This window comes from Mesorhizobium loti R88b (genome assembly GCF_013170845.1).
GTDB classification, from domain to species: Bacteria; Pseudomonadota; Alphaproteobacteria; order Rhizobiales; family Rhizobiaceae; genus Mesorhizobium; species Mesorhizobium loti_B.
In genome coordinates this window covers 2,167,061-2,187,717 of the sequence record NZ_CP033367.1, presented here as the reverse complement: position 1 = coordinate 2,187,717, position 20,657 = coordinate 2,167,061, and the positions used below count along the sequence as shown (strand labels likewise).

23 protein-coding genes and 1 tRNA gene are annotated in these 20,657 nt (G+C 62.7%); 16 read left to right on the top strand and 8 right to left on the bottom strand.

Annotated elements, in window-relative coordinates; all coding sequences use genetic code 11:
- Positions 1-275 precede the first annotated feature (275 nt).
- Together EB235_RS10650 and EB235_RS35170 are read left to right on the top strand one after the other, a co-directional pair.
- Complete coding sequence (locus EB235_RS10650; RefSeq protein WP_051429682.1) at positions 276-1,244, top strand: LysR family transcriptional regulator; 969 nt, start codon at positions 276-278, stop codon at positions 1,242-1,244.
- A gap of 26 nt (positions 1,245-1,270) precedes the next feature.
- Entirely contained in the window at positions 1,271-1,600 is a 330-nt protein-coding gene (locus EB235_RS35170; protein WP_027031016.1) for a hypothetical protein, read from the top strand.
- Positions 1,601-1,681: 81 nt separating this feature from the next.
- Here EB235_RS35170 and EB235_RS10640 read toward each other — a convergent pair whose 3' ends face one another.
- The 3 genes from EB235_RS10640 to EB235_RS10630 all read right to left on the bottom strand — a co-directional run bounded on the left by EB235_RS10640 (position 1,682) and on the right by EB235_RS10630 (position 2,954).
- The gene (locus tag EB235_RS10640) at positions 1,682-2,344 is read right to left on the bottom strand and encodes a hypothetical protein (protein WP_155256412.1); all 663 of its coding nucleotides are present in this window, start codon (positions 2,342-2,344) and stop codon (positions 1,682-1,684) included.
- Between the two features lie 364 nt (positions 2,345-2,708).
- Positions 2,709-2,798, bottom strand: a tRNA-Ser gene (locus EB235_RS10635).
- A 15-nt stretch (positions 2,799-2,813) separates the two neighbouring features.
- Positions 2,814-2,954: a hypothetical protein gene (locus tag EB235_RS10630; RefSeq protein ID WP_155256413.1), complete on the bottom strand. Its 141-nt coding sequence runs from the start codon at positions 2,952-2,954 to the stop codon at positions 2,814-2,816.
- Positions 2,955-3,167: 213 nt separating this feature from the next.
- Here EB235_RS10630 and EB235_RS10625 point away from each other — a divergent pair, with 213 nt between their 5' ends.
- From EB235_RS10625 to EB235_RS10605, 5 genes are all read left to right on the top strand, one after another.
- On the top strand, positions 3,168-3,899 hold the full coding sequence (locus EB235_RS10625) for a hypothetical protein (protein WP_245268830.1): 732 nt from the start codon (positions 3,168-3,170) through the stop codon (positions 3,897-3,899).
- A 101-nt stretch (positions 3,900-4,000) separates the two neighbouring features.
- Positions 4,001-4,324: a hypothetical protein gene (locus tag EB235_RS10620; RefSeq protein ID WP_027031020.1), complete on the top strand. Its 324-nt coding sequence runs from the start codon at positions 4,001-4,003 to the stop codon at positions 4,322-4,324.
- A 38-nt stretch (positions 4,325-4,362) separates the two neighbouring features.
- A complete protein-coding gene (msrA, locus tag EB235_RS10615) occupies positions 4,363-5,025 on the top strand; it encodes a peptide-methionine (S)-S-oxide reductase MsrA (RefSeq protein ID WP_027031021.1) in 663 nt (220 codons plus the stop codon).
- Between the two features lie 338 nt (positions 5,026-5,363).
- Positions 5,364-6,353: a BMP family lipoprotein gene (locus tag EB235_RS10610; protein WP_027031022.1), complete on the top strand. Its 990-nt coding sequence runs from the start codon at positions 5,364-5,366 to the stop codon at positions 6,351-6,353.
- 105 nt (positions 6,354-6,458) lie between these two features.
- Positions 6,459-6,899, top strand: coding sequence for a GNAT family N-acetyltransferase (locus EB235_RS10605; protein ID WP_032925558.1), 441 nt, complete (start codon positions 6,459-6,461; stop codon positions 6,897-6,899).
- On the opposite strand, the gene EB235_RS10600 is transcribed toward EB235_RS10605, so the two are convergent.
- On the bottom strand, positions 6,894-7,283 hold the full coding sequence (locus EB235_RS10600) for a hypothetical protein (RefSeq protein ID WP_027031024.1): 390 nt from the start codon (positions 7,281-7,283) through the stop codon (positions 6,894-6,896). The two genes, EB235_RS10605 and EB235_RS10600, sit on opposite strands and share 6 nt — an antisense overlap.
- 23 nt (positions 7,284-7,306) lie before the next feature.
- Positions 7,307-7,516, bottom strand: coding sequence for a SlyX family protein (locus EB235_RS10595; RefSeq protein WP_027031025.1), 210 nt, complete (start codon positions 7,514-7,516; stop codon positions 7,307-7,309).
- Between the two features lie 199 nt (positions 7,517-7,715).
- Here EB235_RS10595 and EB235_RS10590 point away from each other — a divergent pair, with 199 nt between their 5' ends.
- From EB235_RS10590 to deoA, 6 genes are all read left to right on the top strand, one after another.
- Positions 7,716-9,245 carry an ABC transporter ATP-binding protein gene (locus EB235_RS10590; protein ID WP_027031026.1) on the top strand — a complete coding sequence of 510 codons (1,530 nt, stop codon included), beginning with the start codon at positions 7,716-7,718 and terminating at the stop codon, positions 9,243-9,245.
- Positions 9,242-10,381 (top strand): ABC transporter permease, encoded by a 1,140-nt coding sequence (locus EB235_RS10585; protein ID WP_027031027.1) that lies wholly within the window; start codon positions 9,242-9,244, stop codon positions 10,379-10,381. The genes EB235_RS10590 and EB235_RS10585 overlap by 4 nt, the downstream gene beginning before the upstream one ends.
- Before the next feature lies 1 nt (position 10,382).
- Complete coding sequence (locus tag EB235_RS10580) at positions 10,383-11,354, top strand: ABC transporter permease (RefSeq protein ID WP_027031028.1); 972 nt, start codon at positions 10,383-10,385, stop codon at positions 11,352-11,354.
- A 167-nt stretch (positions 11,355-11,521) separates the two neighbouring features.
- A complete protein-coding gene (gene cdd / locus EB235_RS10575; protein ID WP_027031029.1) occupies positions 11,522-11,914 on the top strand; it encodes a cytidine deaminase in 393 nt (130 codons plus the stop codon).
- A gap of 48 nt (positions 11,915-11,962) precedes the next feature.
- The gene (locus EB235_RS10570) at positions 11,963-12,772 is read left to right on the top strand and encodes a purine-nucleoside phosphorylase (RefSeq protein WP_027031030.1); all 810 of its coding nucleotides are present in this window, start codon (positions 11,963-11,965) and stop codon (positions 12,770-12,772) included.
- Positions 12,772-14,091, top strand: coding sequence for a thymidine phosphorylase (deoA, locus tag EB235_RS10565; protein WP_027031031.1), 1,320 nt, complete (start codon positions 12,772-12,774; stop codon positions 14,089-14,091). Before EB235_RS10570 ends, deoA begins: the two co-directional genes overlap by 1 nt.
- Positions 14,092-14,108: 17 nt before the next feature.
- On the opposite strand, the gene EB235_RS10560 is transcribed toward deoA, so the two are convergent.
- The 3 genes from EB235_RS10560 to EB235_RS10550 form a co-directional block, all read right to left on the bottom strand.
- A complete protein-coding gene (locus EB235_RS10560) occupies positions 14,109-14,672 on the bottom strand; it encodes a TIGR02281 family clan AA aspartic protease (protein ID WP_027031032.1) in 564 nt (187 codons plus the stop codon).
- Positions 14,673-14,792: 120 nt separating this feature from the next.
- Positions 14,793-15,422, bottom strand: coding sequence for a uracil phosphoribosyltransferase (upp, locus tag EB235_RS10555; protein ID WP_015315749.1), 630 nt, complete (start codon positions 15,420-15,422; stop codon positions 14,793-14,795).
- Between the two features lie 148 nt (positions 15,423-15,570).
- Complete coding sequence (locus EB235_RS10550; RefSeq protein WP_027031033.1) at positions 15,571-16,545, bottom strand: adenosine deaminase; 975 nt, start codon at positions 16,543-16,545, stop codon at positions 15,571-15,573.
- 134 nt (positions 16,546-16,679) lie between these two features.
- Here EB235_RS10550 and ubiE point away from each other — a divergent pair, with 134 nt between their 5' ends.
- The 3 genes from ubiE to coaBC all read left to right on the top strand — a co-directional run bounded on the left by ubiE (position 16,680) and on the right by coaBC (position 20,657).
- The gene (ubiE, locus tag EB235_RS10545; RefSeq protein ID WP_027031034.1) at positions 16,680-17,456 is read left to right on the top strand and encodes a bifunctional demethylmenaquinone methyltransferase/2-methoxy-6-polyprenyl-1,4-benzoquinol methylase UbiE; all 777 of its coding nucleotides are present in this window, start codon (positions 16,680-16,682) and stop codon (positions 17,454-17,456) included.
- A gap of 70 nt (positions 17,457-17,526) precedes the next feature.
- On the top strand, positions 17,527-19,101 hold the full coding sequence (gene ubiB, locus EB235_RS10540) for a 2-polyprenylphenol 6-hydroxylase (protein ID WP_027031035.1): 1,575 nt from the start codon (positions 17,527-17,529) through the stop codon (positions 19,099-19,101).
- An 86-nt stretch (positions 19,102-19,187) separates the two neighbouring features.
- Positions 19,188-20,657 (top strand): bifunctional phosphopantothenoylcysteine decarboxylase/phosphopantothenate--cysteine ligase CoaBC, encoded by a 1,470-nt coding sequence (coaBC, locus tag EB235_RS10535; protein ID WP_027031036.1) that lies wholly within the window; start codon positions 19,188-19,190, stop codon positions 20,655-20,657.

Here is a 20,657-nt window from a genome sequence, read left to right as displayed (position 1 = left end):
CGGGGTTTGGTTGAATTTGTCGATTGCGTCTAAGGATCGTAATGCCACCATCGCACGTGCCGGGAAAGCCGGTATGTCACGATACTATCCATCGGATTCAGCGATGGATTGAATCATGGAAGCATCCGTGGTCGGCACTTCAGTTGGCCGGCACTCTTTGCCGCCGAAGATCGTCTCGGCTCAGCGTTGACGGGTCAGTCGTACTCTTGCATAAATAGGAGCAGCCTGGATATTTTTAGCAGATCCATCGGTTAGCTCGATAGAAGGAAAGCAACGTGCTTGATGGTCTATCTCTTGACCAACTGCGGACTTTTGTTGCCGCGGCTGACGAAGGAAGCTTCTCTGCTGCGGCCCGGCGCCTAAGGCGAACCCAGTCTGCCGTCAGCGAAACCATGGCCAACTTGGAAACGCAGCTTGGGGTAACGCTGTTCGACCGCAGCGCTCGATATCCGCGGCTGACGACCGAAGGTGGTGTGCTTCTTGCCGACGCGCGGGCTGTCGTGTCCGGCGTTGATGGCATGAAGGCACGCGCGAAGGGAATATCAGGCGGGCTGGAGGCGGAGCTGGCTGCGGTGATCGACGTCTTCTTTCCGATCACCGCGATTGCCGAGGTCGCTCACGAGTTCCGCGGACAATTCCCCGCCACACCTTTGCGGCTACTTGTCGAGGCGCTCGGCGGCGCGGTGCAACCCGTCATGGATGGTCGCGCAAGCTTCGGCATCGTTGGATCTCTGCCAGTACTGCCCTCTGGCCTTGTGGCCGAGCGCGTCACCAGCGTTGACTTTGTCATGGTCGCGGCTGCAAACCATCCGCTGGCGGCGTATGGTGGCCTCATTCCACGGGATGAGCTGGCGCGACACGTTCAACTGGTGCTCACTGATCGATCCGATCTATCAGCCGGGAGGGAGATCGGAGTCATATCGCCTTCAACCTGGCGGTTGGCTGACCTGTTTGCCAAGCACGCCTTTCTCATCAGCGGGCTGGGTTGGGGTGGCATGCCGCTCCACGTCGTCGGGAAGGACATCGCCGAGGGGCGGCTTGTTGAACTTTCGATCCAAGATATACCACGGGGCGGACTTGAGCTGCCGATATCGGCCATCTACCCAATCGCCTCACCTCCGGGACCCGCGGGCCGTTGGATGATCGAGCGCCTTAAGCAGTGTTCAAACGAAATGCCGGGCAAATGGCCTATGGACAAGGTCTTCTCGACGTCCGTGTCCATCCCCATGCGGCAGACATCCTGAATGTCCACGGCCAAGTGACGGATGTCATGCGCATCGGATGGCTTGCCGCCGAACTCGGGATCCCGGTCAGCATCGGCAACACTTTCCTGGAGGTTGGTGTGCACATGGCGGCCGCGCTTCCCGAGGTCGAATGGCTGGAATATTCATTTCAGAACTTTGACCATCTGGTCGAGCAGCCTATCGACATCCGGGACGGTTACGCAGGCGCAATTCGGCTGAAGGCGCCAGACAGAAAGGGTCGAAATGTAGTTCCGTCCACCAGCAGCGGGTTGGCGCTTGGCGCGATCGTGGGCGCACGTCCTATCTCGTCCAATTCGACCGAAAAGGGAACTGGCACAAGACTGGTTCCTTGCTGAAGACGTCGTTGACCTTGGCTTTGACGACTGATGACATCGGCGTGCGCATCCGACAACGCGCTCCGGGCGCTGGAGCCTACATCAAGGCGTTTTTGCAGGAAACGCGTTTGCGGTGAGCTCAAGCAGGCGGTGCACGTTGCCCAGCAGCTGAATGGTCGCGACTATGCTCGCATCCTGCGGGAAAGGCACTACGCTGTCTGCTGTCCAGTTCTCCTCGCTACCGGCTGCTTGTCTAATCAGAAGGATATCGAGGCTCGCAAAGCCGGGCCTTGCCGCTCGATCTTCCCAGCCCTTGATCTGAATGGGGAGTTTCGCGTCGACATCACCATCTTCGTTCTTGGCGTCCCAAACGACAGCCTGGTCCGTCATGTTCGAGGGTTTGGTTTTGGACGCGACCGCAATGTCCTTCACGAAGATCGTCCGCCTATTCCAGTTCACTATTCTGATAACAAGCGTGTTTTTGTCTTTCAAATGTTCGATGACGTCGAGGGTTGGATCTTCGTCGCCGATCACGAATCTCGTTTGCTTTTTGGCCTCGCGCCACTGTCCTATCAAATAGGGCAAGCTTGCCGCTGCTGCGACGAATGCTGCCCAGCCGGACAAAGCTCCAACCCAATCTCGGCCCCGGTCCCAGGTCAGATTGTATTCAAGGCTTGCGATCAGCCAAGTTTGGCTTGTGATCGCCAAAGTCACAGCAACTCCAATTGCGACCCCAATCAACAACCAGCAGACGCGCATCAGCATCGTGTCCCCCTTCGGAAAGTGCGGCAGCATAACATGTCGCAAGGCATGGTATCCGCATGAGCGAAGAGGCGATTAAGCAATTCATCGAAGACGCGCGCGCGGCGTCGATCGAGGCGGCCGCAAAGGATTTACAGAACAGCGCTACACAGAAAGGCCAGATTCACCCCAGCCTAGTAGTCGCTCACCGCCTTTGCCAGAATTGTGATCTCGATGGGTCCAAGATATCGTCTTATGATGGGAATGGCGCCCCGGCCGGATGTCTCACGCCGTCGCATGCTGCCTAAATCAATAGCATCCTGCATGATGGGCTCTTTGGCGGGTAAGCTCTGAAATTCACTATAAGTTGTTGATTTATTTGATGATATGGCGGAGAGAGCGGGATTCGAACCCGCGTTACGGTCTCCCGTAAACACACTTTCCAGGCGTGCGCCTTCAACCACTCGGCCACCTCTCCGTCCTTGCCTTCGCGCTAGCCGGTTTCGCCGCGCGTGTTGGGGAGATGCATCTCCTTGGGGCCGCGACGCGGAGTTTCCGCGCCATGGATGCCGCCCAACCAGCAGACATCCTTCCCCGGCACCTGAGCCGTCGAAGCAACAGGCGCGGGGCTCATCTAGTCGATCCCGCGCCGAATGCCAAGCCATAACGGCAGTCTATTCGCTTTGCCGGCGACACAGCGTTTGGCGAGGCCGCCGTCGCAGCCGTTTTCGAGGCGCCGGCGCCTAGAATGATGTGCACAGGCAAGGCCGCGAGGCCGGCCATGCTTGACTTCGCCGCCGGCCACCTGTCGAGTGATAAAGAGGCTTTGCGGGGGCATCGTCCTGACATGACATCCAGCAGCGAACAACCGGCCAGCGGAATCCCGGGTGGACAGGCGCCGATCGGGCGTCCTGGCGGCGACCTGTCTTATGTCCCGGTGGGCTGGCTTATCTTCGTCATGGCGTGGTCGGTCTATGGCCTGGCGTCGGCCTGGTGGCTGGTCGGCAATTCCGGCCTGCCGGACAAGATTCTCTATTTCCTGCTTGGCGGGCTCATCGCGGATGTCATCATCATCCTGTGGGGGCTTTACCTGCTCGGCCTCGCCTTCGGCCGCTCAGCGCGCTTCCCCCGCCATTTCACCGTCTGGCAGATCGCCCTCATCGTCTGGGTGCTGGCAAGGCAAGCCTATGTGCTTGCCGTGCCGGATTTCGTCTTCTCCGCCAGGAGCCTCGGCATCACCGCCATCGAGATCGGCGTTGGGCTGCTTTGCATCTACCTGCTTCGCCACGGCTCGGGCGCCGAGACCGTCTACGCGAAACCGGAAACCGAAGCGCCGCCGGTCCTGGTTTCCATTGCCGCCGCCTTGCTCGGCATCGTCCTCGGTGCCGCCGTCGGCGCCGTGGGCGGCTTCCTGGCCGGATCGGTGATCGCCGATGTCGCGCAGGTTAGCTGCTTCGAAGGTGGCTGCGGCTATTTCGCCGCCTTCTTCGGCCTGGGCGGGCTGGTGGTCGGCGCCATCGGCGGCGGTATTCTTGGCGTCTGGCTGGTTCACCGGCGCAAGCGCAAGCCGGTGGCATAGCGAGGCCTTTCAAATTCGCGTATCGCGGTTGCGGGCCGACGCTGCGCACTCTATTTCTCGCTGGTGCCGGAAACGTCTGGGGTCGGCCGGGGGAGAGCTTGATGTTTCGCTTTATTTTTCGTCTTGCCGCCATGGTCGCGCTGTCGGTCTCCGTCATCATGGCGGTGCTCGATACGACGCGCACAGTGGCGGCTTCGGCTCTCGTACTGACCCCGCTCAACGCCAGCTGGCTGGCCGTCTCGCCGGACACGCGGGCGGCTTTCGAAACCTTCGTCCGCGCCAAGGCCAGTCCGCTGGTGTGGGATGGCGCCATCGCCTGGGTGCTCAACCAGCCGGGCTTTGCCGTGTTCGCGGTGATGGCCTTCCTGCTTTATGCCATCGGCTACCGCCGGCAGCGGCGCACCAACCAATTCGCCACCAACTGACCTATTCTTGAGCGCTACCCAGGGAAGGAAGGCCGCGCATGTTCTTTCTCAGCGACATGCTGAACAGGAAGCTCCATTTGCCGAAGCCGTCCGAAGCGCTGCCGGGCCGCGCCAAGGCGGTCCCGACCGCATCAAAACACCATGTCCTGAAACGGCCGCTCAAGGGCCCCTATCCCGATGGGCTGGAGACGGCGATGTTCGGGCTCGGCTGTTTCTGGGGCGCCGAGCGGCTGTTCTGGCAGATCGAAGGCGTCTGGGTCACCGCCGTCGGCTATGCCGGCGGCATCACGCCCAACCCGACCTATCAGGAAACCTGCACCGGGCTCACCGGCCACACCGAAGTGGTGCTGGTCGTCTTCGACCCCAGGATCGTCTCCTATGCCGAACTTCTGCAGCTCTTCTGGGAAAGCCACGACCCGACGCAAGGCATGCGCCAGGGCAATGATGTCGGCACCACCTACCGCTCCGCGATCTACACGTTTGGCGATGCACAAATCCAGGCGACGAGCGCCTCGCGCGCTGCCTACGAAGCCTCGCTGTGCGGCGCCGGCCATGGCAGGATCACCACCGAGATCGCGCCGGCGCCCGCCTTTTACTTCGCCGAGGCCGATCACCAGCAATATCTGGCGAAGAACCCTTACGGCTATTGCAACCTCAAGGGCACGGGCATCGCCTGCGCCATGCCGGCCGCCACCGCCTGATGGCCAGAGCAATTCCAGGAAAAGTGTGAAACGGTTTTCCCGGGAGAAGCGCGAAGCGCTTCCCCTTGGGAATTGCGTCAAAACAAAAAGTTAGAGCGGTTCGGCGTTTCCGTGAAACGATTAACCGCTCTTGCGCGCAAGCATTGGCCTGCACCGCAGCTTGCCCGTGGCATGCTTTTCCAAAAGGTCAAAATTCCGCGTGAATTTTGTTTCGGGCCGTGCCAGATTGCCCAAGAGCGGGAGGGGAATACACTCCTGGCTGACGTCGCGTGGCTGCCGGTGAACCGGGCAGCCAGGCGGTGCGTAACGGAAAAAATAACCGACAGGGTGTGGATCACATGAAACGTATCGTTCTCGGCCTCCTGGCCGCAACCGCAATGGTTCTTCCGGCTTTCGCCGCGGATGTCCAGCCGGCCATCCTCTATGATCTGGGGGGCAAGTTCGACAAATCCTTCAACGAGGCTGCCTTCCATGGCGCCGAAAAATTCAAGACCGAGACCGGCACGCCCTATGTCGAGTTCGAAGTGTCCAACGCCTCGCAGCGCGAGCAGGCGCTGCGCCGCTTCGCCGAGGACGGCCACAACCCGATCGTCATGGCCGGCTTTGCCTGGGAGGATGCGCTGAAGAAGGTCGCGGCCGAATATCCCGATCTCAACTTCGCCATCATCGACGATGCCGTCGACCTGCCCAATGTCCGCTCGCTGGTGTTCAAGGAGAATGAAGGCTCCTACCTCGTCGGCATCATGGCGGCGATGGCTTCGAAGTCGAAGAAGGTTGCCTTCATCGGCGGCATGGACATCCCGCTGATCCGCAAGTTCGAATGCGGCTATGTCGGCGGCGCCAAGTCGGCCGGCGCGACCGACGTCATCCAGAACATGACCGGCGACACGCCGGCAGCTTGGAATGATCCGGCCAAGGGCGGCGAGATCGCCAAGACGCAGATCGACCAGGGCGCCGACGTGGTCTACGCCGCCGCCGGCGGCACCGGCGTCGGTGTGCTCCAGGCGGCGGCGGATGCCGGCAAGCTTGGCATCGGCGTCGATTCCAACCAGAACGGCCTGCAGCCCGGCAAGGTTCTGACCTCGATGATGAAGCGCGTCGACGTTGCCGTCTACACCGCCTTCATGGATGGCAAGAACGGCACCTTCAAGGGCGGTCTCGAGAACCTCGGCCTCAAGGAGGGCGGCGTCGACTACGCCATGGACGACAACAACAAGGCGCTGGTGACTCCTGAGATGAAGGCGGCGGTCGAGAAGGCCAAGGCCGACATCATCTCCGGCAAGATCCAGGTGCACGACTACACCGCTGACAACGCCTGCCCTTATTGATCGGCTAACACCAATTTGCGAACCGCCGGGCCTTGTCCCGGCGGTTTTGTTTTTGGAGGACTTTGGCGAGACACCGAGGCAAGAGTGACGACGATCATAGAACCCATGACCGAAAGCGACGTCGAGGCGGCGGCACGATTGCGCGTTGCCGCCTTTTTCGAGGACAGCGCAAGGACGGCGGAAGAAGACGCTGATGGGCTCCGCCTGCTGTTGGCCGGTGACGGCTTCGAGAAGGCGCTTGTGGCCCGAATCGGCAACTTACCCGTCGGCACATGCCTGCTGGTTCGCCACGAATTGGAGCCCGCGCATGATCTGACGCCATGGCTGGCGGGGCTGGTCGTTGATCACCATCACCGCAACAAGGGGATCGGCCGCGCGCTGGTCGCGGCCATCGAATCGCGCGCCTCGTCGATCGGTGTGGAGAGGCTCTACCTCTATACGTGGGAAGCGCGCGATTTCTATGCCGGGGTTGGTTGGACGGTCGTCGAGCCGTTCGAGCAGGACGGTCACCCTATGCTGCTGATGGCGCGCGAACTGCGGCTATAACCGACCGACGAGATAGCCGAGCGCGAAGACCGCGATCAGCACGATCGCGATGATGGCGCCGCGCCAGCCGCCAAGCGAATGCACGCCGACCCCGTACGGTGGCTGGGAGAGTTTGTGGATCACCGCTGGAGACCGCGAATTGCCCAACCCGGACGTACGCATCTGCGGCAATTCCGCGATACGCTGGGTGACCAATTCCCAATGATTGGCTGGCAGGCCACCCGGTTTTCCGGCGCGGTCGAACATGTGCATGCGTTCGGCAAGCTGCAGCACGGCGTCGCGGAAGGCAGGGTCTATCTCCAGATCGCGCTCGGCGCGTTCGCGCTCCGCGTCGTTCATCAGGCCAAGCACATAGTCACCAGCCCTTGCGATGCGGTCGCCCATGGTTTGCGCCCTTCCCTTTTTCCTCAATAATGCGGCGGCTTGGTCACAGGCACGTCGGCTGTGGACTGCTCCTCGAGCGCCAGGAAGCGGTCGGTCAGCGCATCGAGCTTGCGCTGCATGCGTTCGATCACCTTCCATTGCTCGGCAATCTGCCCTGACAGCTCCTCGATGGTCTTTTCCTGCTCGGCGGCGCGGATTTCCAGCGTCGTCAGCCGGTCGGCGGGCATGGTCATTGGCAATCCCTGGCTTTTATCTAGATGCTTATTTCGGCTTCGTCATATTAGCGAATATGAAGGCCACGGACACGTTGGAAATTGACAAGCGCACCGGGATTTGCCGAGAGTGGATGCTGCTCCGGCCGATTGGCATGGGCGGAGCGTCATGCTAGGCATTTTGACCAAGCGATAAAAAAATAAGAGTGGGACTGGCTGCATGGCGCAAGCCGCTATCGAACTGATCGGCATCAACAAGAGTTTTGGCGCCGTGCGCGCCAACCGCGATATCAATCTGGAGATCGCGCGCGGCACCATCCACGGCATCGTCGGTGAAAACGGCGCCGGCAAATCGACGCTGATGTCGATCCTCTATGGCTTCTACCAGGCCGACAGCGGCGAGATCCGCGTCGGCGGCAATCCGGCATCGATCAAGACGCCCAACGACGCCATCGCGCTCGGCATCGGCATGGTGCACCAGCATTTCATGCTGGTCGACAATTTCTCGGTGCTGGAAAACATCATTCTCGGCGCCGAAAGCGATGCGCTGTTGAAGCGCAGTATCGCCAAGGCGCGCTCCGAACTGGAACGGCTGGAGCGTGAGTACGGGCTCGAAGTCGATCCAGACGCCATCATCGAGGAACTGCCGGTCGGCCTGCAGCAACGCGTCGAAATCCTCAAGGCGCTCTATCGCGGCGCCGAGATTCTGATCCTCGACGAGCCGACGGGCGTGCTGACACCCGCCGAGGCCGACCATCTGTTCCGCATCCTCAAGCAGTTGAAAGAACAGGGCAAGACGGTGGTGCTGATCACCCACAAATTGCGCGAGATCATGGCCATCACCGACACGGTGTCGGTGATGCGCCAGGGCACGATGGTGGCAACCCGCGAGACGAAGAAGACCACCGTCGAGGAACTGGCCGAACTGATGGTCGGGCGGCGCGTGCTGCTGCGGGTCGAGAAGGGTGAAGCCGAAGCCGGCGCCGTCAAGCTCGCGGTCAAGAACCTGACGGTCAAGGATTCGCGCGGCGTCACCATGGTCGACGACATTTCCTTCGATATCAGGGCCGGCGAGATCGTCGGCATCGCCGGTGTCGCAGGCAACGGACAATCCGAACTGCTCGAGGCGATTTCCGGCATCAGGCGCGCCGTTTCCGGTTCGGTCACGCTCGACGGCAAGCCGATCGACCTGACCGGTGCCGCCGATCCCGGCGAGCTGCGCGACCGCGGGCTGGCACACGTGCCGGAGGATCGCCACCATGTCGGGCTGGTGCTGGCCTTCGAGGAAAACGAGAATTCGATCCTCGGCTATCACGACGACCCCCGCTATCTGAAAGGGCCGTTCCTCAACGTCGATGCCATCATGGCCGATGCCAAGGACAAGATCGAGAAATACGATATCCGTCCCGGCAATCCGCGCCTGAAGACCGCCAACTTCTCCGGCGGCAATCAGCAGAAGATCGTGCTGGCACGGGAAATCGAACAGGACCCCGGCGTGCTGATCGTCGGCCAGCCGACGCGCGGCGTCGATGTCGGCGCCATCGAATTCATCCACAAGCGCCTGATCGCTATGCGCGATCAGGGCAAGGCCGTGCTGGTGGTGTCGGTCGAGCTCGACGAGATCCGCTCGCTCTCCGACCGCATCCTGGTGATGTTTGCCGGCCGTATCGTCGGCGAGCGCGGCCCGGAGGCGACGGAGGGCGAGCTCGGCCTGCTGATGGCAGGCGTCGAGCAGGAGGCCGCGGCATGAGCACGCCTTACGCCAAATTGCCGGCCTGGGCCGATTATGGGTTGATCCCGCTGATCAACCTGTCGGTGGCCTTCATCGTCGCCGGCTTCGTCGTGCTTCTGGTCGGCGAAAATCCATTCCGCGCCGCCGTCATCCTGGTCGAGGGCGCCTTCGGCAAGGGAACAGGCATCGCCTTCACCCTTTTCTATGCCACCACCTTCATCTTCACCGGCCTTTCGGTGGCGGTTGCCGCTCATTGCGGGCTGTTCAACATCGGCACGGAGGGGCAAGCCTACATTGCCGGCCTCGGCATCGCCATCGTCTGCCTCTCCTTCGACAGCACGTTGCCCTGGTGGCTGACTTTTCCACTGGCGATCGTCGCTGCGGCGGTCGTTGGGGCCTTGTGGGCGCTGATCCCCGCTTATCTGCAGGCCAAGCGCGGCTCGCACATCGTCATCACCACCATCATGTTCAACTTCATCGCCGCCTCGATCATGGTCTACCTGCTGGTCGGCCCTTTGAAGCCGGCCGCCTCGCAGGCACCGCAGACGCGCAACTTCCTCCCCGGCGCGGAATTGCCCAAGCTCAACTGGATCATCGAGCTGTTCGGCGCCAAGATCCGCTCGGCGCCGCTCAACGTCACCTTCCTGCTGGCGCTGGTCATGGCCTTCCTGGTCTGGCTGCTGATCTGGCGCACCAAGCTCGGCTATGAGATGCGCACCTACGGCCACAGCCCGAAGGCTGCGCGCTATGCCGGTATTTCGGAGACCCGCATCATCATCACCGCCATGATGATCTCCGGCGCGCTGGCCGGCATGATGGCGCTCAATCCGGTGATGGGCGACCAGCACAATGTCGCGCTCGACTTCGTCTCCGGTGCCGGCTTCGTCGGCATTGCCGTGGCGCTGATGGGGCGGCTCCATCCGGTCGGTATCGTGCTGGCGGCGATCCTGTTTGGCATGCTCTATCAGGGCGGCGCCGAACTCGCCTTCGAGATGCCAGCGATCAGCCGCGACATGATCGTTATCATCCAGGGCCTGGTGATCCTGTTCGCCGGCGCGCTGGAGCACATGTTCAGGCCTTACATCCAGGCGCTGTTCGCCTCGTTCAGTCCGAGGTCGGTCGGCATGGAAGCGGTCAAGGGAAAGGGTGCCTGAGATGGATATCTTCATCGCCATCGTGCAGATACTCGACTCCACCATCCGCCTGTCGGTACCGCTGCTGCTCGCTTGCCTCGCCGGTCTCTATTCGGAACGCGCGGGCGTCTTCGACATCGGGCTCGAGGGCAAGATGCTGGTCGGTGCCTTCGCTGGGGCCGCCGCTGCGTCGGTCTTCCATTCGGCCCTTCTCGGCCTCGGCATGGCCATCCTGGTTTCGGTCGCCTTCGCGCTGATCCACGGCTTTGCCTCGATCACGCACCGCGGCAACCAGATCGTTTCCGGCGTCGCGATCAATTTCATCGCCGCCGGCTCGACCGTCATGCTCGGCCAGGCCTGGTTTCAGCAAGGCGGGCGCACGCCGGCGCTGCAGCCGGGCGAGCGGTTCGAGGCGATTGTCTGGCCCGGCGCCGATGCAATCAGGGACGTGCCGATCATCGGACCGATCTATGCGGAGCTGATCTCCGGCCACTCGATACTGGTCTATCTCGCTTTCCTGATGGTGCCGTTCACCTGGTGGGTGCTGTTTCGCACCCGCTTTGGCCTCAGGCTGCGCGCCGTCGGTGAGAACCCTGCCGCCGTCGATACCGCCGGCATCTCGGTCGCGTGGCTGCGCTACCGGGCGCTGATCTGCACCGGCATCCTCACCGGCATCGCCGGCGCCTACCTGTCGATGGTGCAGAATGGAGGCTTCGTGAAGGACATGACCGCCGGCAAGGGCTACATCGCCCTGGCGGCGCTGATCTTCGCCAAATGGAAGCCGGTCAATGCCATGTTCGCCTGCCTCTTGTTTGGCTTCCTCGACGCGCTGGCGATCCGCCTGCAGGGTTCGCCGCTTCCGATCATCGGCAAGGTGCCGGTGCAGTTCATGCAGGCGCTGCCCTATATCCTCACCGTCATCCTGCTCGCTGGCTTCATCGGCAAGGCGATCCCGCCGCGCGCCGGCGGCGTGCCCTACGTCAAGGAACGCTGATGCATGTCGCCCAAAAGTGACCGCGGTTTTGGGAAGACGACATGCATAAAACAAAAAGTTGAAGCGCGTCGCCTGAATCCGTTTCGACGCGACGCGCTTTAAGGACCGATAGCTCGGCGCGAGGCAGGCGCCGGGTTTTGGACATGATCATCGGAGAGAACAACTGAATGTCGCATGATCTGTTCGAAGCGGCCAAGACCGCCATGGCCAAGGCCTATGCGCCCTACTCGAAATTTCCCGTGGGTGCCGCACTTCGCACCGAGGACGGACGCGTCTTCACTGGCGCCAACATCGAGGTCGCCTCCTATCCGGAGGGCTGGTGCGCCGAAACCACAGCCCTTGGCCACTACATCATGGGCGGCGGCGGCAAGATCGTCGAAATCGCTGTCCTTGCCGAGCGCATGGCCAAATGCTCGCCTTGCGGTGGCTGCCGCCAGCGGCTCGCCGAATTCTGCCGGCCTGAAACCAAACTCTACCTCTGCGACAATACCGGCGTTGCCGAGACCGTGACCATGGGCGACATGCTGCCCTACGGTTTTCGCGGCGATATTCTCAAATGACGTTTTTGGTTCAAATGAAGAATTGGCTGAAATGACGGGCTGGCTGCAATGACCGAAAAGGCCGTGGACCATCTTATCGAAAGGCTGGACGGCCTGGCGCCGTCGACGGCACTGGTGCTCGGTTCGGGCCTCGGCGGCCTGGTTGACCGGATCGAAAACCCGATTCGCGTCTCCTATGCCGATCTGCCCGGCTTTCCCAGGAGCGGCGTCAGCGGCCATGCCGGCGAGGTCGTGGCCGGGCTGTTTGCCGGCGTGCCGGTGCTGATGCTGTCCGGCCGCGCCCATTATTACGAGCACGGCAACGCGGCAGCGATGCGCCCGGTTCTGGAAGTGCTCGCCGGCATCGGCATCACGAAACTGATCCTCACCAACGCCGCCGGCTCGGTCGATCCGGACATGCCGCCGGGCTCGGTGATGCTGATCACGGATCACATCAATTTCTCGGGCACCAATCCGCTGATCGGCGAGCCGAGCGACCGCCGCTTCGTCGGCCTGACCGAAGCTCATGACGCCGGCATCCGTAAGGCGATCGAGCGCGCGGCGAAGGCGACTGGCACCGCGCTGCACCAGGGCGTCTATATGTGGTTTTCCGGCCCGTGTTTCGAAACGCCGGCCGAAATCCGCATGGCGCGCATCATGGGCGCCAATGCGGTGGGCATGTCGACCGTGCCGGAAGTCATTCTCGCCCGCTTCCTTGGTCTGCGTGTCGCCGCCTGTTCGGTCATCACCAATTTGGCGGCTGGCATGACCGGAGCCGAGCTTTCGCACCAGGAGACCAAGGACATGGCGCCGGTTGGCGGGTCGCGGCTGGCGACAGTCCTGCAGCGTGTGTTTCAAGACGGGCTGCTGGAGAGCTGATGCTTCCACAGGAGATCATCCGCCACAAGCGAGACGGCCACAGACTGTCTGCTGGTGAAATTGCTGCCTTCATCTGCGGCGTGACCTCGGGCGCCGTCACCGATGGCCAGGTCGCGGCTTTCGCCATGGCGGTATTCTTCAACGGCATGAGCCGTGACGAGGCCGTGGCGCTGACGCTCGCCATGCGCGATTCCGGCGATGTGCTCGACTGGTCGGATTTGCCCGGCCCGGTGACCGACAAGCATTCGACCGGCGGCGTCGGGGACAATGTCTCGCTGATGCTGGCGCCTATCGTCGCCGCTTGTGGCGCCTATGTGCCGATGATCTCGGGCCGCGGCCTAGGCCATACCGGCGGCACGCTGGACAAGATGGATGCGATTCCCGGCTACGCCAGCCAGCCCGATATCGCGCTGTTTCGCCAGGCGGTGCTCGAAACGGGCTGCGCCATCATCGGCCAGACCGCCGATCTGGCACCCGCCGACCGCCGGCTCTACGCCATCCGCGACGTCACCGGAACCGTGGAATCGGTGCCGCTGATCACCGCCTCGATCCTGTCGAAGAAGCTGGCCGCCGGGCTGGGTTCGCTGGTGCTGGACGTCAAGGTCGGCAACGGCGCCTTCATGGAGAAGTCGCGCGACGCGACCGCGCTGGCCAACAGCCTGGTCGAGGTCGCCAGCGGCGCCGGGCTGAAGGTCTCGGCGCTGATCACCGGCATGAACGAACCGCTGGCCTCGGCCGCCGGCAACGCGGTCGAGGTGCGCAATGCCGTGGATTTCCTGACTGGCCGTCTGCGCGACCGGCGCCTGGAGGACGTGACGCTGGCGCTGGCGGCCGAAATGCTGCAGTCGGCGGGACTGGTGTCGTCCAACCAGGATGGTATCAGGCGCGCCACCGAGGCGCTTGCCAGCGGCCGCGCCGCCGCCACCTTCGCCCGCATGGTGGCGGTGCTTGGCGGACCCGCCGATTTCATCGAGAGGCCGGAAAAATACCTGGCCGTGGCGCCAACGGAATTCGCGGTCAAGGCAACGACGGACGGCTTCGTCACTGGCATCGCCACCCGCGACATCGGCCTTGCGGTGGTTGGCCTGGGTGGCGGGCGAACACGGCCCGACGACAGGATCGACCCGGCGGTCGGCATCACCGGGCTGCTGCCCATAGGCGCGGAGGTCAGGGCCGGCGAGCCGCTGGCGCTGGTCCATGCCCGTTCACAATCCGATGCCGATACTGCCGGCGCCGCCGTGCTTTCGGCCTATGCGGTCGGCTCTTCGAAGCCGGCCGCCGACAAGTCGGTCATCCGAAGGATTCTTCCACGCGGCTGATCAGATTGAGTTCGCTGCTACTGCACCAGCAGCAGCGTGCCGTTCTCGGCCTGGTATTTGCCGAGCCGATTGAGAAAACTCATGCCGATCAGATTGGTCTTCAGTGCCTTGTCGTCGAGCACGATGGCTTGCACGTTATCGACGCTGATGCTGCCGATCTGCAGGCGATCAATCGCCACCACCGCCGCCTTGATCGTGCCGTTGGCAGTGCTGACCTCATGGCTGAAATCGGACGGGTTGAGCGACAGCCCGATCCGGCGCGCCGTCGAAGTGTTGACGGCCACCAGAGTGGCGCCAGTGTCGATCATGCCGTCAACCTGGCGGCCATTGAGCTTGAAGGTCGATGAGAAGTGGCCGCGACTGTCCGCGGAGACGACGACCTTGCGGCCGGTCGGCAGCGGCGTCACCGGCTTGTCGGGAACCGATGCGAGGTTGACTTCAGGTTGCTGCTCGGCGTCGAGCTTGGCTGTCGTCGCCGATTTCAGCAGGTTTTCGAAGATCTGCGGATTTGCCTGATAGACGACAGGGATCGACGCCGATGTGCCGGCGAAAACGCTGAGGATGAGAAGCTTGCGCAGCATGGATCGGCCTTTGTGATGGCCGATCCTTTAGCCCTGTATGGTGTTCGTCGCTTTAACGGGCGTCGAAACCATGTCTTTGCGTAAACATTTGGTAAATCGCAACAGGCAGTTTGCCTGGTATTACTTCGTCCCGTACATGCGGTCGCCGGCGTCGCCGAGGCCGGGCATGATGTAGCCCTTTTCGTTGAGCTGGCGGTCGATGGAAGCGGTGAACACCGGAACGTCCGGATGCGCCTTGGTGAAGCGCTCTATGCCTTCGGGCGCCGCCAAAAGGCAGAGGAAGCGGATATTGGTGGCGCCGCGCTCTTTCAGCTTGTCGATCGCCGCGATCGCCGAATTGGCGGTTGCCAGCATCGGATCGACGACGATCACCAACCGGTCGGCGAGATCGCTCGGCGCCTTGAAAAAATACTCGACCGCCTCCAGCGTTTCGTGGTCGCGGTAGAGGCCGACATGGGCGACGCGGGCTGCCGGTACCAGATCGAGCAGGCCTTCCAGCAAGCCGTTGCCAGCGCGCAGCACCGAGGCGAAGACCAGCTTCTTGCCCTCCAGCGTCGGCGCTTCCATGGTTTCCATCGGCGTTTCGATCGTCGTCGTCGTCAGTTCAAGATTGCGCGTGACCTCGTAGCCGAGCAACAGTGAGATCTCGCGCAGCAGCCGCCGGAAGCCGGCCGTCGAGGTCTCCTTCTTGCGCATGATGGTCAGCTTGTGCTGGACAAGCGGATGGTCGACGACGGTGACGCCCTTCATGGTGTACTCCTGATGCGTGTCGCTCGAAACTGCACGCATCAATCCTTTCGGATGTGTCGCGCTTCAAGCTGCTTGAGCGAACCCTAGCGGCAATGCATCGGCCAAGGAACCGCCTGGCCGGCATCGACCACAGCTTTGTCGGAAGAAATCAGCGAGAGGCGCCGTTCAGCCGGGCAAGAAGTGCGGTCTTGGTCTTCCGGTCGACGAAGGCGGCCTCGATAGCCGTTTTAGTGACAGCTGCCAGCGCTTTCTCGTTCATCGAGAAATGCTCGGCGGCGATGTCGTATTCGCGCTTCAGCGAGGTCCAGAAATAGGGCGGATCGTCGGAGTTGAGCGTCACCTTGCAGCCGGCCGCCTGCAGCGCCGGAAATGGATGGTCGGCAAAACTGTCGAACACTTTGAGCGCGATGTTGGAGCCGGGGCAGCATTCCAGCACGATGCCTTCGTCGGCGATGCGCCGCACAAGGTCCGGGTTTTCGATGGCGCGCACGCCGTGGCCGATACGCGAAGGCTTGATATGATCGAGCGCCGACTGCACGGTCTCCCATCCCGTCAGTTCGCCGGCATGGATGGTGATGCCGAGCCCGGCCTCGCGGGCGATCTCGAAGGCCCTGACATAGTCTTCCATCTCGCCCATGCGCTCATCGCCCGCAACGCCGAAGCCGGTGACCAGCGGGTGCCCGCAGCGCGCCGCGAAGCGCGCCGCCCGTTCGATCGATTCGACACCGACATGACGCACGCCGGTGACGATCATGCGGCCCTCTATGCCGGTCTTGGCCTTGGCGCGGGCCATGCCTTCGCCAAGCGCGTCGGTATAGGCCTTGGGCGACAGCCCCGCCCTTGTCGCATGGTCCGGCGAGGTGAAGACCTCGGAATAGATGGCGCCATCGCGGGCCAGGCTGGTCAGATAGTGGTCGGCCAGCCGGGCATAATCCTCCTCGCTCCGGAACAGGTCGGCGGAAAAATCGTAGGCCGCGAGGAAGGAGGTGAAATCGTGCCAGACAAACGAGCCATTCTGGATATAGGGCGAGGTATCCTTGCCGTATTTCTGCGCCTGGCTGATGACGAGCTCTGGCGCCGCTGCCCCTTCAATATGGCAGTGCAGTTCCGCTTTCAAAGGCATTCAAACATCCCGTCGGTCAGTCCAGGTCTTGAAAACCCACCACCTGGAAGCGCGGCTGAACACCGCGCCTTAAACAATAGCGCCCGCATCATCGATCGGCTATGGTCCCGCCGGTTTTATGACGGATCAAAAAAATGTCAGTTGAGAGAACCACGGCCGCGGGCGGCATGGAAACCTCTTATGGTTTCAAGCGTGTAGGGGAAGGCGAGAAGCAGTCCCTGGTCAACGATGTTTTCCACAAGGTCGCCAACCGCTACGACCTGATGAACGATCTGATGTCGGCTGGCCTGCACCGGCTGTGGAAGGACGCCATGGTGACATGGCTCAATCCGCCGAAGCGCGCCGGCTGGAAGGTTCTGGATGTGGCCGGCGGCACTGGCGACATCGCCTTCCGCATTGTCGACGCCAGCCACGGCCATGCCCATGCCACCGTGCTTGACATCAATGGCTCGATGCTCACCGTCGGCCGTGACCGTGCGGAAAAGAAGGGCCTGTCCGGGAATACGGATTTCGTCGAAGCCAATGCCGAGGAATTGCCCTTCCCTGACGCAACATTCGACGCCTACACCATCGCTTTCGGCATTCGCAACGTGCCGCGCATCGATGTCGCGCTCAGCGAAGCGTTCCGCGTGCTGAAGCCGGGCGGGCGGTTCCTGTGCCTGGAGTTTTCAGAGGTCGAGATGCCGCTGCTCGACAAGGTCTATGAAGCCTGGTCGTTCAACGCCATTCCCAGGATCGGCAAGATGGTGACCGGTGACGGCGAGCCCTATTCCTATCTGGTCGAATCGATCGCGAAATTCCCCAACCAGCAGAACTTCGCGGCGATGATTTCCCGCGCCGGTTTCGACCGCGTTTCCTTCCGCAACTATTCCGGCGGCATCGCGGCCCTGCATTCGGGCTGGAAGCTTTGAGGCTGCACCGCATTTCCCATCCTGGCTATGGCTTGTGCCGGTTCGAAGAACCGGCAGGATGGGCCCGGCCATGAGCACCGTCAGCGCAGGATTTCGGCTCGTACGGGCCGGCTGGGTACTGGTGCGCGAAGGCGTCGTCGCCGCTCTGCCGGGCGAGGAACTGACCGGCCTGCCGAAACTCGGCTGGCGGCTGGCGCGGCTGTTCACCCGCCGCCGCGCGCTCGACTATGAGCGCAGCGACCGGCTGGCCAAGGCCGTGGTCCGGCTTGGCCCATCCTATGTCAAGCTCGGCCAGTTCCTGGCGACGCGGCCAGACGTTGTCGGCAACGACATGGCGCTCGATCTCGCCATGCTGCAGGACAAGATGCACACCTTCCCCAAGGCCGAGGCGGTCGCTGCCATCGAAGCCTCGCTCGGGCGCAAGATCGGCGATCTCTATGCTGCGTTCGGCGACCCGGTCGCAGCCGCCTCCATCGCCCAGGTCCATGCCGCCGACACCGTCCATGACGGCGTTGCCACCAAGGTCGCGGTCAAGGTGATCCGGCCAGGCGTGCGGCGCCGCTTCTTCCAGGATCTCGAAAGCTATTTCCTCGCCGCCCGCCTGCAGGAGAAATACATCCCCTCCTCGCGCCGGCTGCGCCCTGTCGAGGTGACCGAGACGCTGGCGCAGACCACCAAGATCGAGATGGACCTGCGCCTCGAGGCGGCGGCACTCTCCGAACTCGGCGAAAACACCAGGGACGACCCCGGCTTTCGCGTGCCATCCGTCGACTGGGAGCGAACCGGCCGCGACGTGCTGACCATGGAGTGGGTCGACGGCATCAAGATGAACAACATCGCCGGTCTGGAGGAGGCCGGCCACGATCTCAAGGCGATAGCCGCCAATCTGATCCAGTCCTTCCTGCGCCATACGCTGCGCGACGGTTTCTTCCACGCCGACATGCATCCGGGCAACCTTTTCGTCGAAGCAAACGGCACCATCGTCGCCGTCGATCTCGGCATCGCCGGGCGTCTCGGCAAGAAGGAGCGCCGCTTCCTCGCCGAGATCCTCTACGGCTTCATCACCCGCGATTATCTGCGCGTCGCCGAGGTGCATTTCGAGGCCGGCTATGTGCCGCGCCAGCACAATGTCGCGGCTTTCGCGCAAGCCATCCGCGCCATTGGCGAGCCGATCCATGGCCAGCCGGCCGAGACCATTTCGATGGCCAAGCTTTTGACGCTGCTGTTCGAGGTGACCGAACTCTTCGACATGGCAACGCGCCCGGAGCTCATCCTGCTGCAAAAGACCATGGTCGTGGTCGAAGGCGTGGCGCGCACGCTCGACCCGGCCTTCAACATGTGGAAGACGGCCGAACCGGTGGTCGGCGGCTGGATATCAGGCAACCTCGGCCCGCGCGGCATGATGATCGATGCCCGTGACGGCGCCAAGGCGCTACTGACGCTCGCCCGCCAGATACCCGAACTTGCGGCGCGCACCGACCGGCTGTCGCGCGAGATCGACCTGATGGCCGAGCACGGCCTGCGCTTCGACGAAACCACCGCCCACGCCATCGGCAAGGCCGAGGCCCGCTACAGCCGCTCCGGCCGCGCGGCCCTGTGGGTGATCGCGCTGACGCTGGTCTATATCGCGTGGAAGTTGCTCTAGCTCCGTCGCGGCCTTGTCCCCAACTTGCGATGATTTGATTGCATTGCTATCATTGCCATCGAGATGGAGGAGCAGAGTGCAATCGCATGGCAAGCATCACGATCCGCAACCTTGATGACGAGGTCAAGGAACTGCTGCGCCGGCTGGCGGCCGAGAACAACCGCTCGATGGAAGAACAAGCGCGGGTGATGATCCGGGCCGCCGTCGACGGTCAGATCGAACCAGACCGCATCGACCGGATCGAACAGACACTGCGCGAACTGACGAGCGTACACAGCCCAGTGACGCCGGCTGCCTCTCCGGCAGGCAAGACCTTCCCGCGCGGTACCCTCTCCGGCAAGCGCATCCTGCTCATCATTGGCGGCGGCATCGCCGCCTACAAGGCGCTCGACCTGATCCGCCGGCTGCGCGAGCGCGGTGCTGCGGTACGGGTTGTCATGACTACGGCGGCGCAGGAATTCGTCACCACGCTGTCGGTCGGCGCACTCTCGGCCGACCACGTCTTCACCGAATTGTTCGACCGCAATGACGAACATGATGTCGGCCACATCAGACTGTCGCGCGAGGCCGACCTTCTGGTGGTCACTCCCGCCACCGCCGATTTGATGGCAAAGCTTGCCAACGGCCATGCCAACGATCTCGCCTCGACCGTGCTCATCGCCACCGACAAGCCGGTGCTGATGGCGCCGGCGATGAACCCCAGGATGTGGGCACACCCGGCGACCCGCCGCAACCGCGCGACACTGGGCAAGGACGGCATTGCCTTCGTCGGCCCGGCCAGGGGCGAGATGGCCGAGAGCAATGAAGCCGGCGATGGCCGCATGGCCGAACCGCTGGAGATCGTCGCCGCTATCGAGGCGCTGCTCGATGCCGGCCCCAAACCGCTGGCGGGCCGCAAGATCATCGTCACGTCCGGTCCGACGCGCGAACCGATCGACCCGGTGCGCTATATCGCCAACCGCTCGTCCGGCAAGCAGGGCCATGCGATTGCTGCGGCATTGGCAAGACTTGGTGCCGACGTGCATCTCGTCTCCGGTCCGGTCAGCATCGCCGATCCCGTCGGGGTGAAAACCATCCATGTCGAGCGTGCGCAGGAAATGCGCGATGCGGTCGAACAGCTTCTGCCCGCTGAAGCCGCGGTGTTCGTCGCCGCCGTTGCCGACTGGCGCACCGAGAATTCAGCGGATGAGAAGATCAAGAAGGTGGCCGGCGACGGCCCGCCCATGCTGCGCATGGTCGAAAATCCCGACATCCTGGCTGGCGTCGGTCATCACAGCCAGCGACCTGGCCTCGTCGTCGGCTTCGCCGCCGAGACGCAGGATCTTTTGCGTAACGCCGAGGCCAAGCTCAGGAAGAAAGGCGCCGATTTCATCGTCGCCAACGATGTGTCGCACGAAAGCGGTATCGGCCCTTCAGGCGTGATGGGCGGTGACCGCAACCGGGTGCGGATCGTATCGAAGGCCGGCGTCGAGGAATGGCCCGAGATGACCAAGGACGAGGTGGCGGCGCGGCTCGCCGCCCTCATTGCCGAGCGGTTGAAAACGATTGTCGTGTGA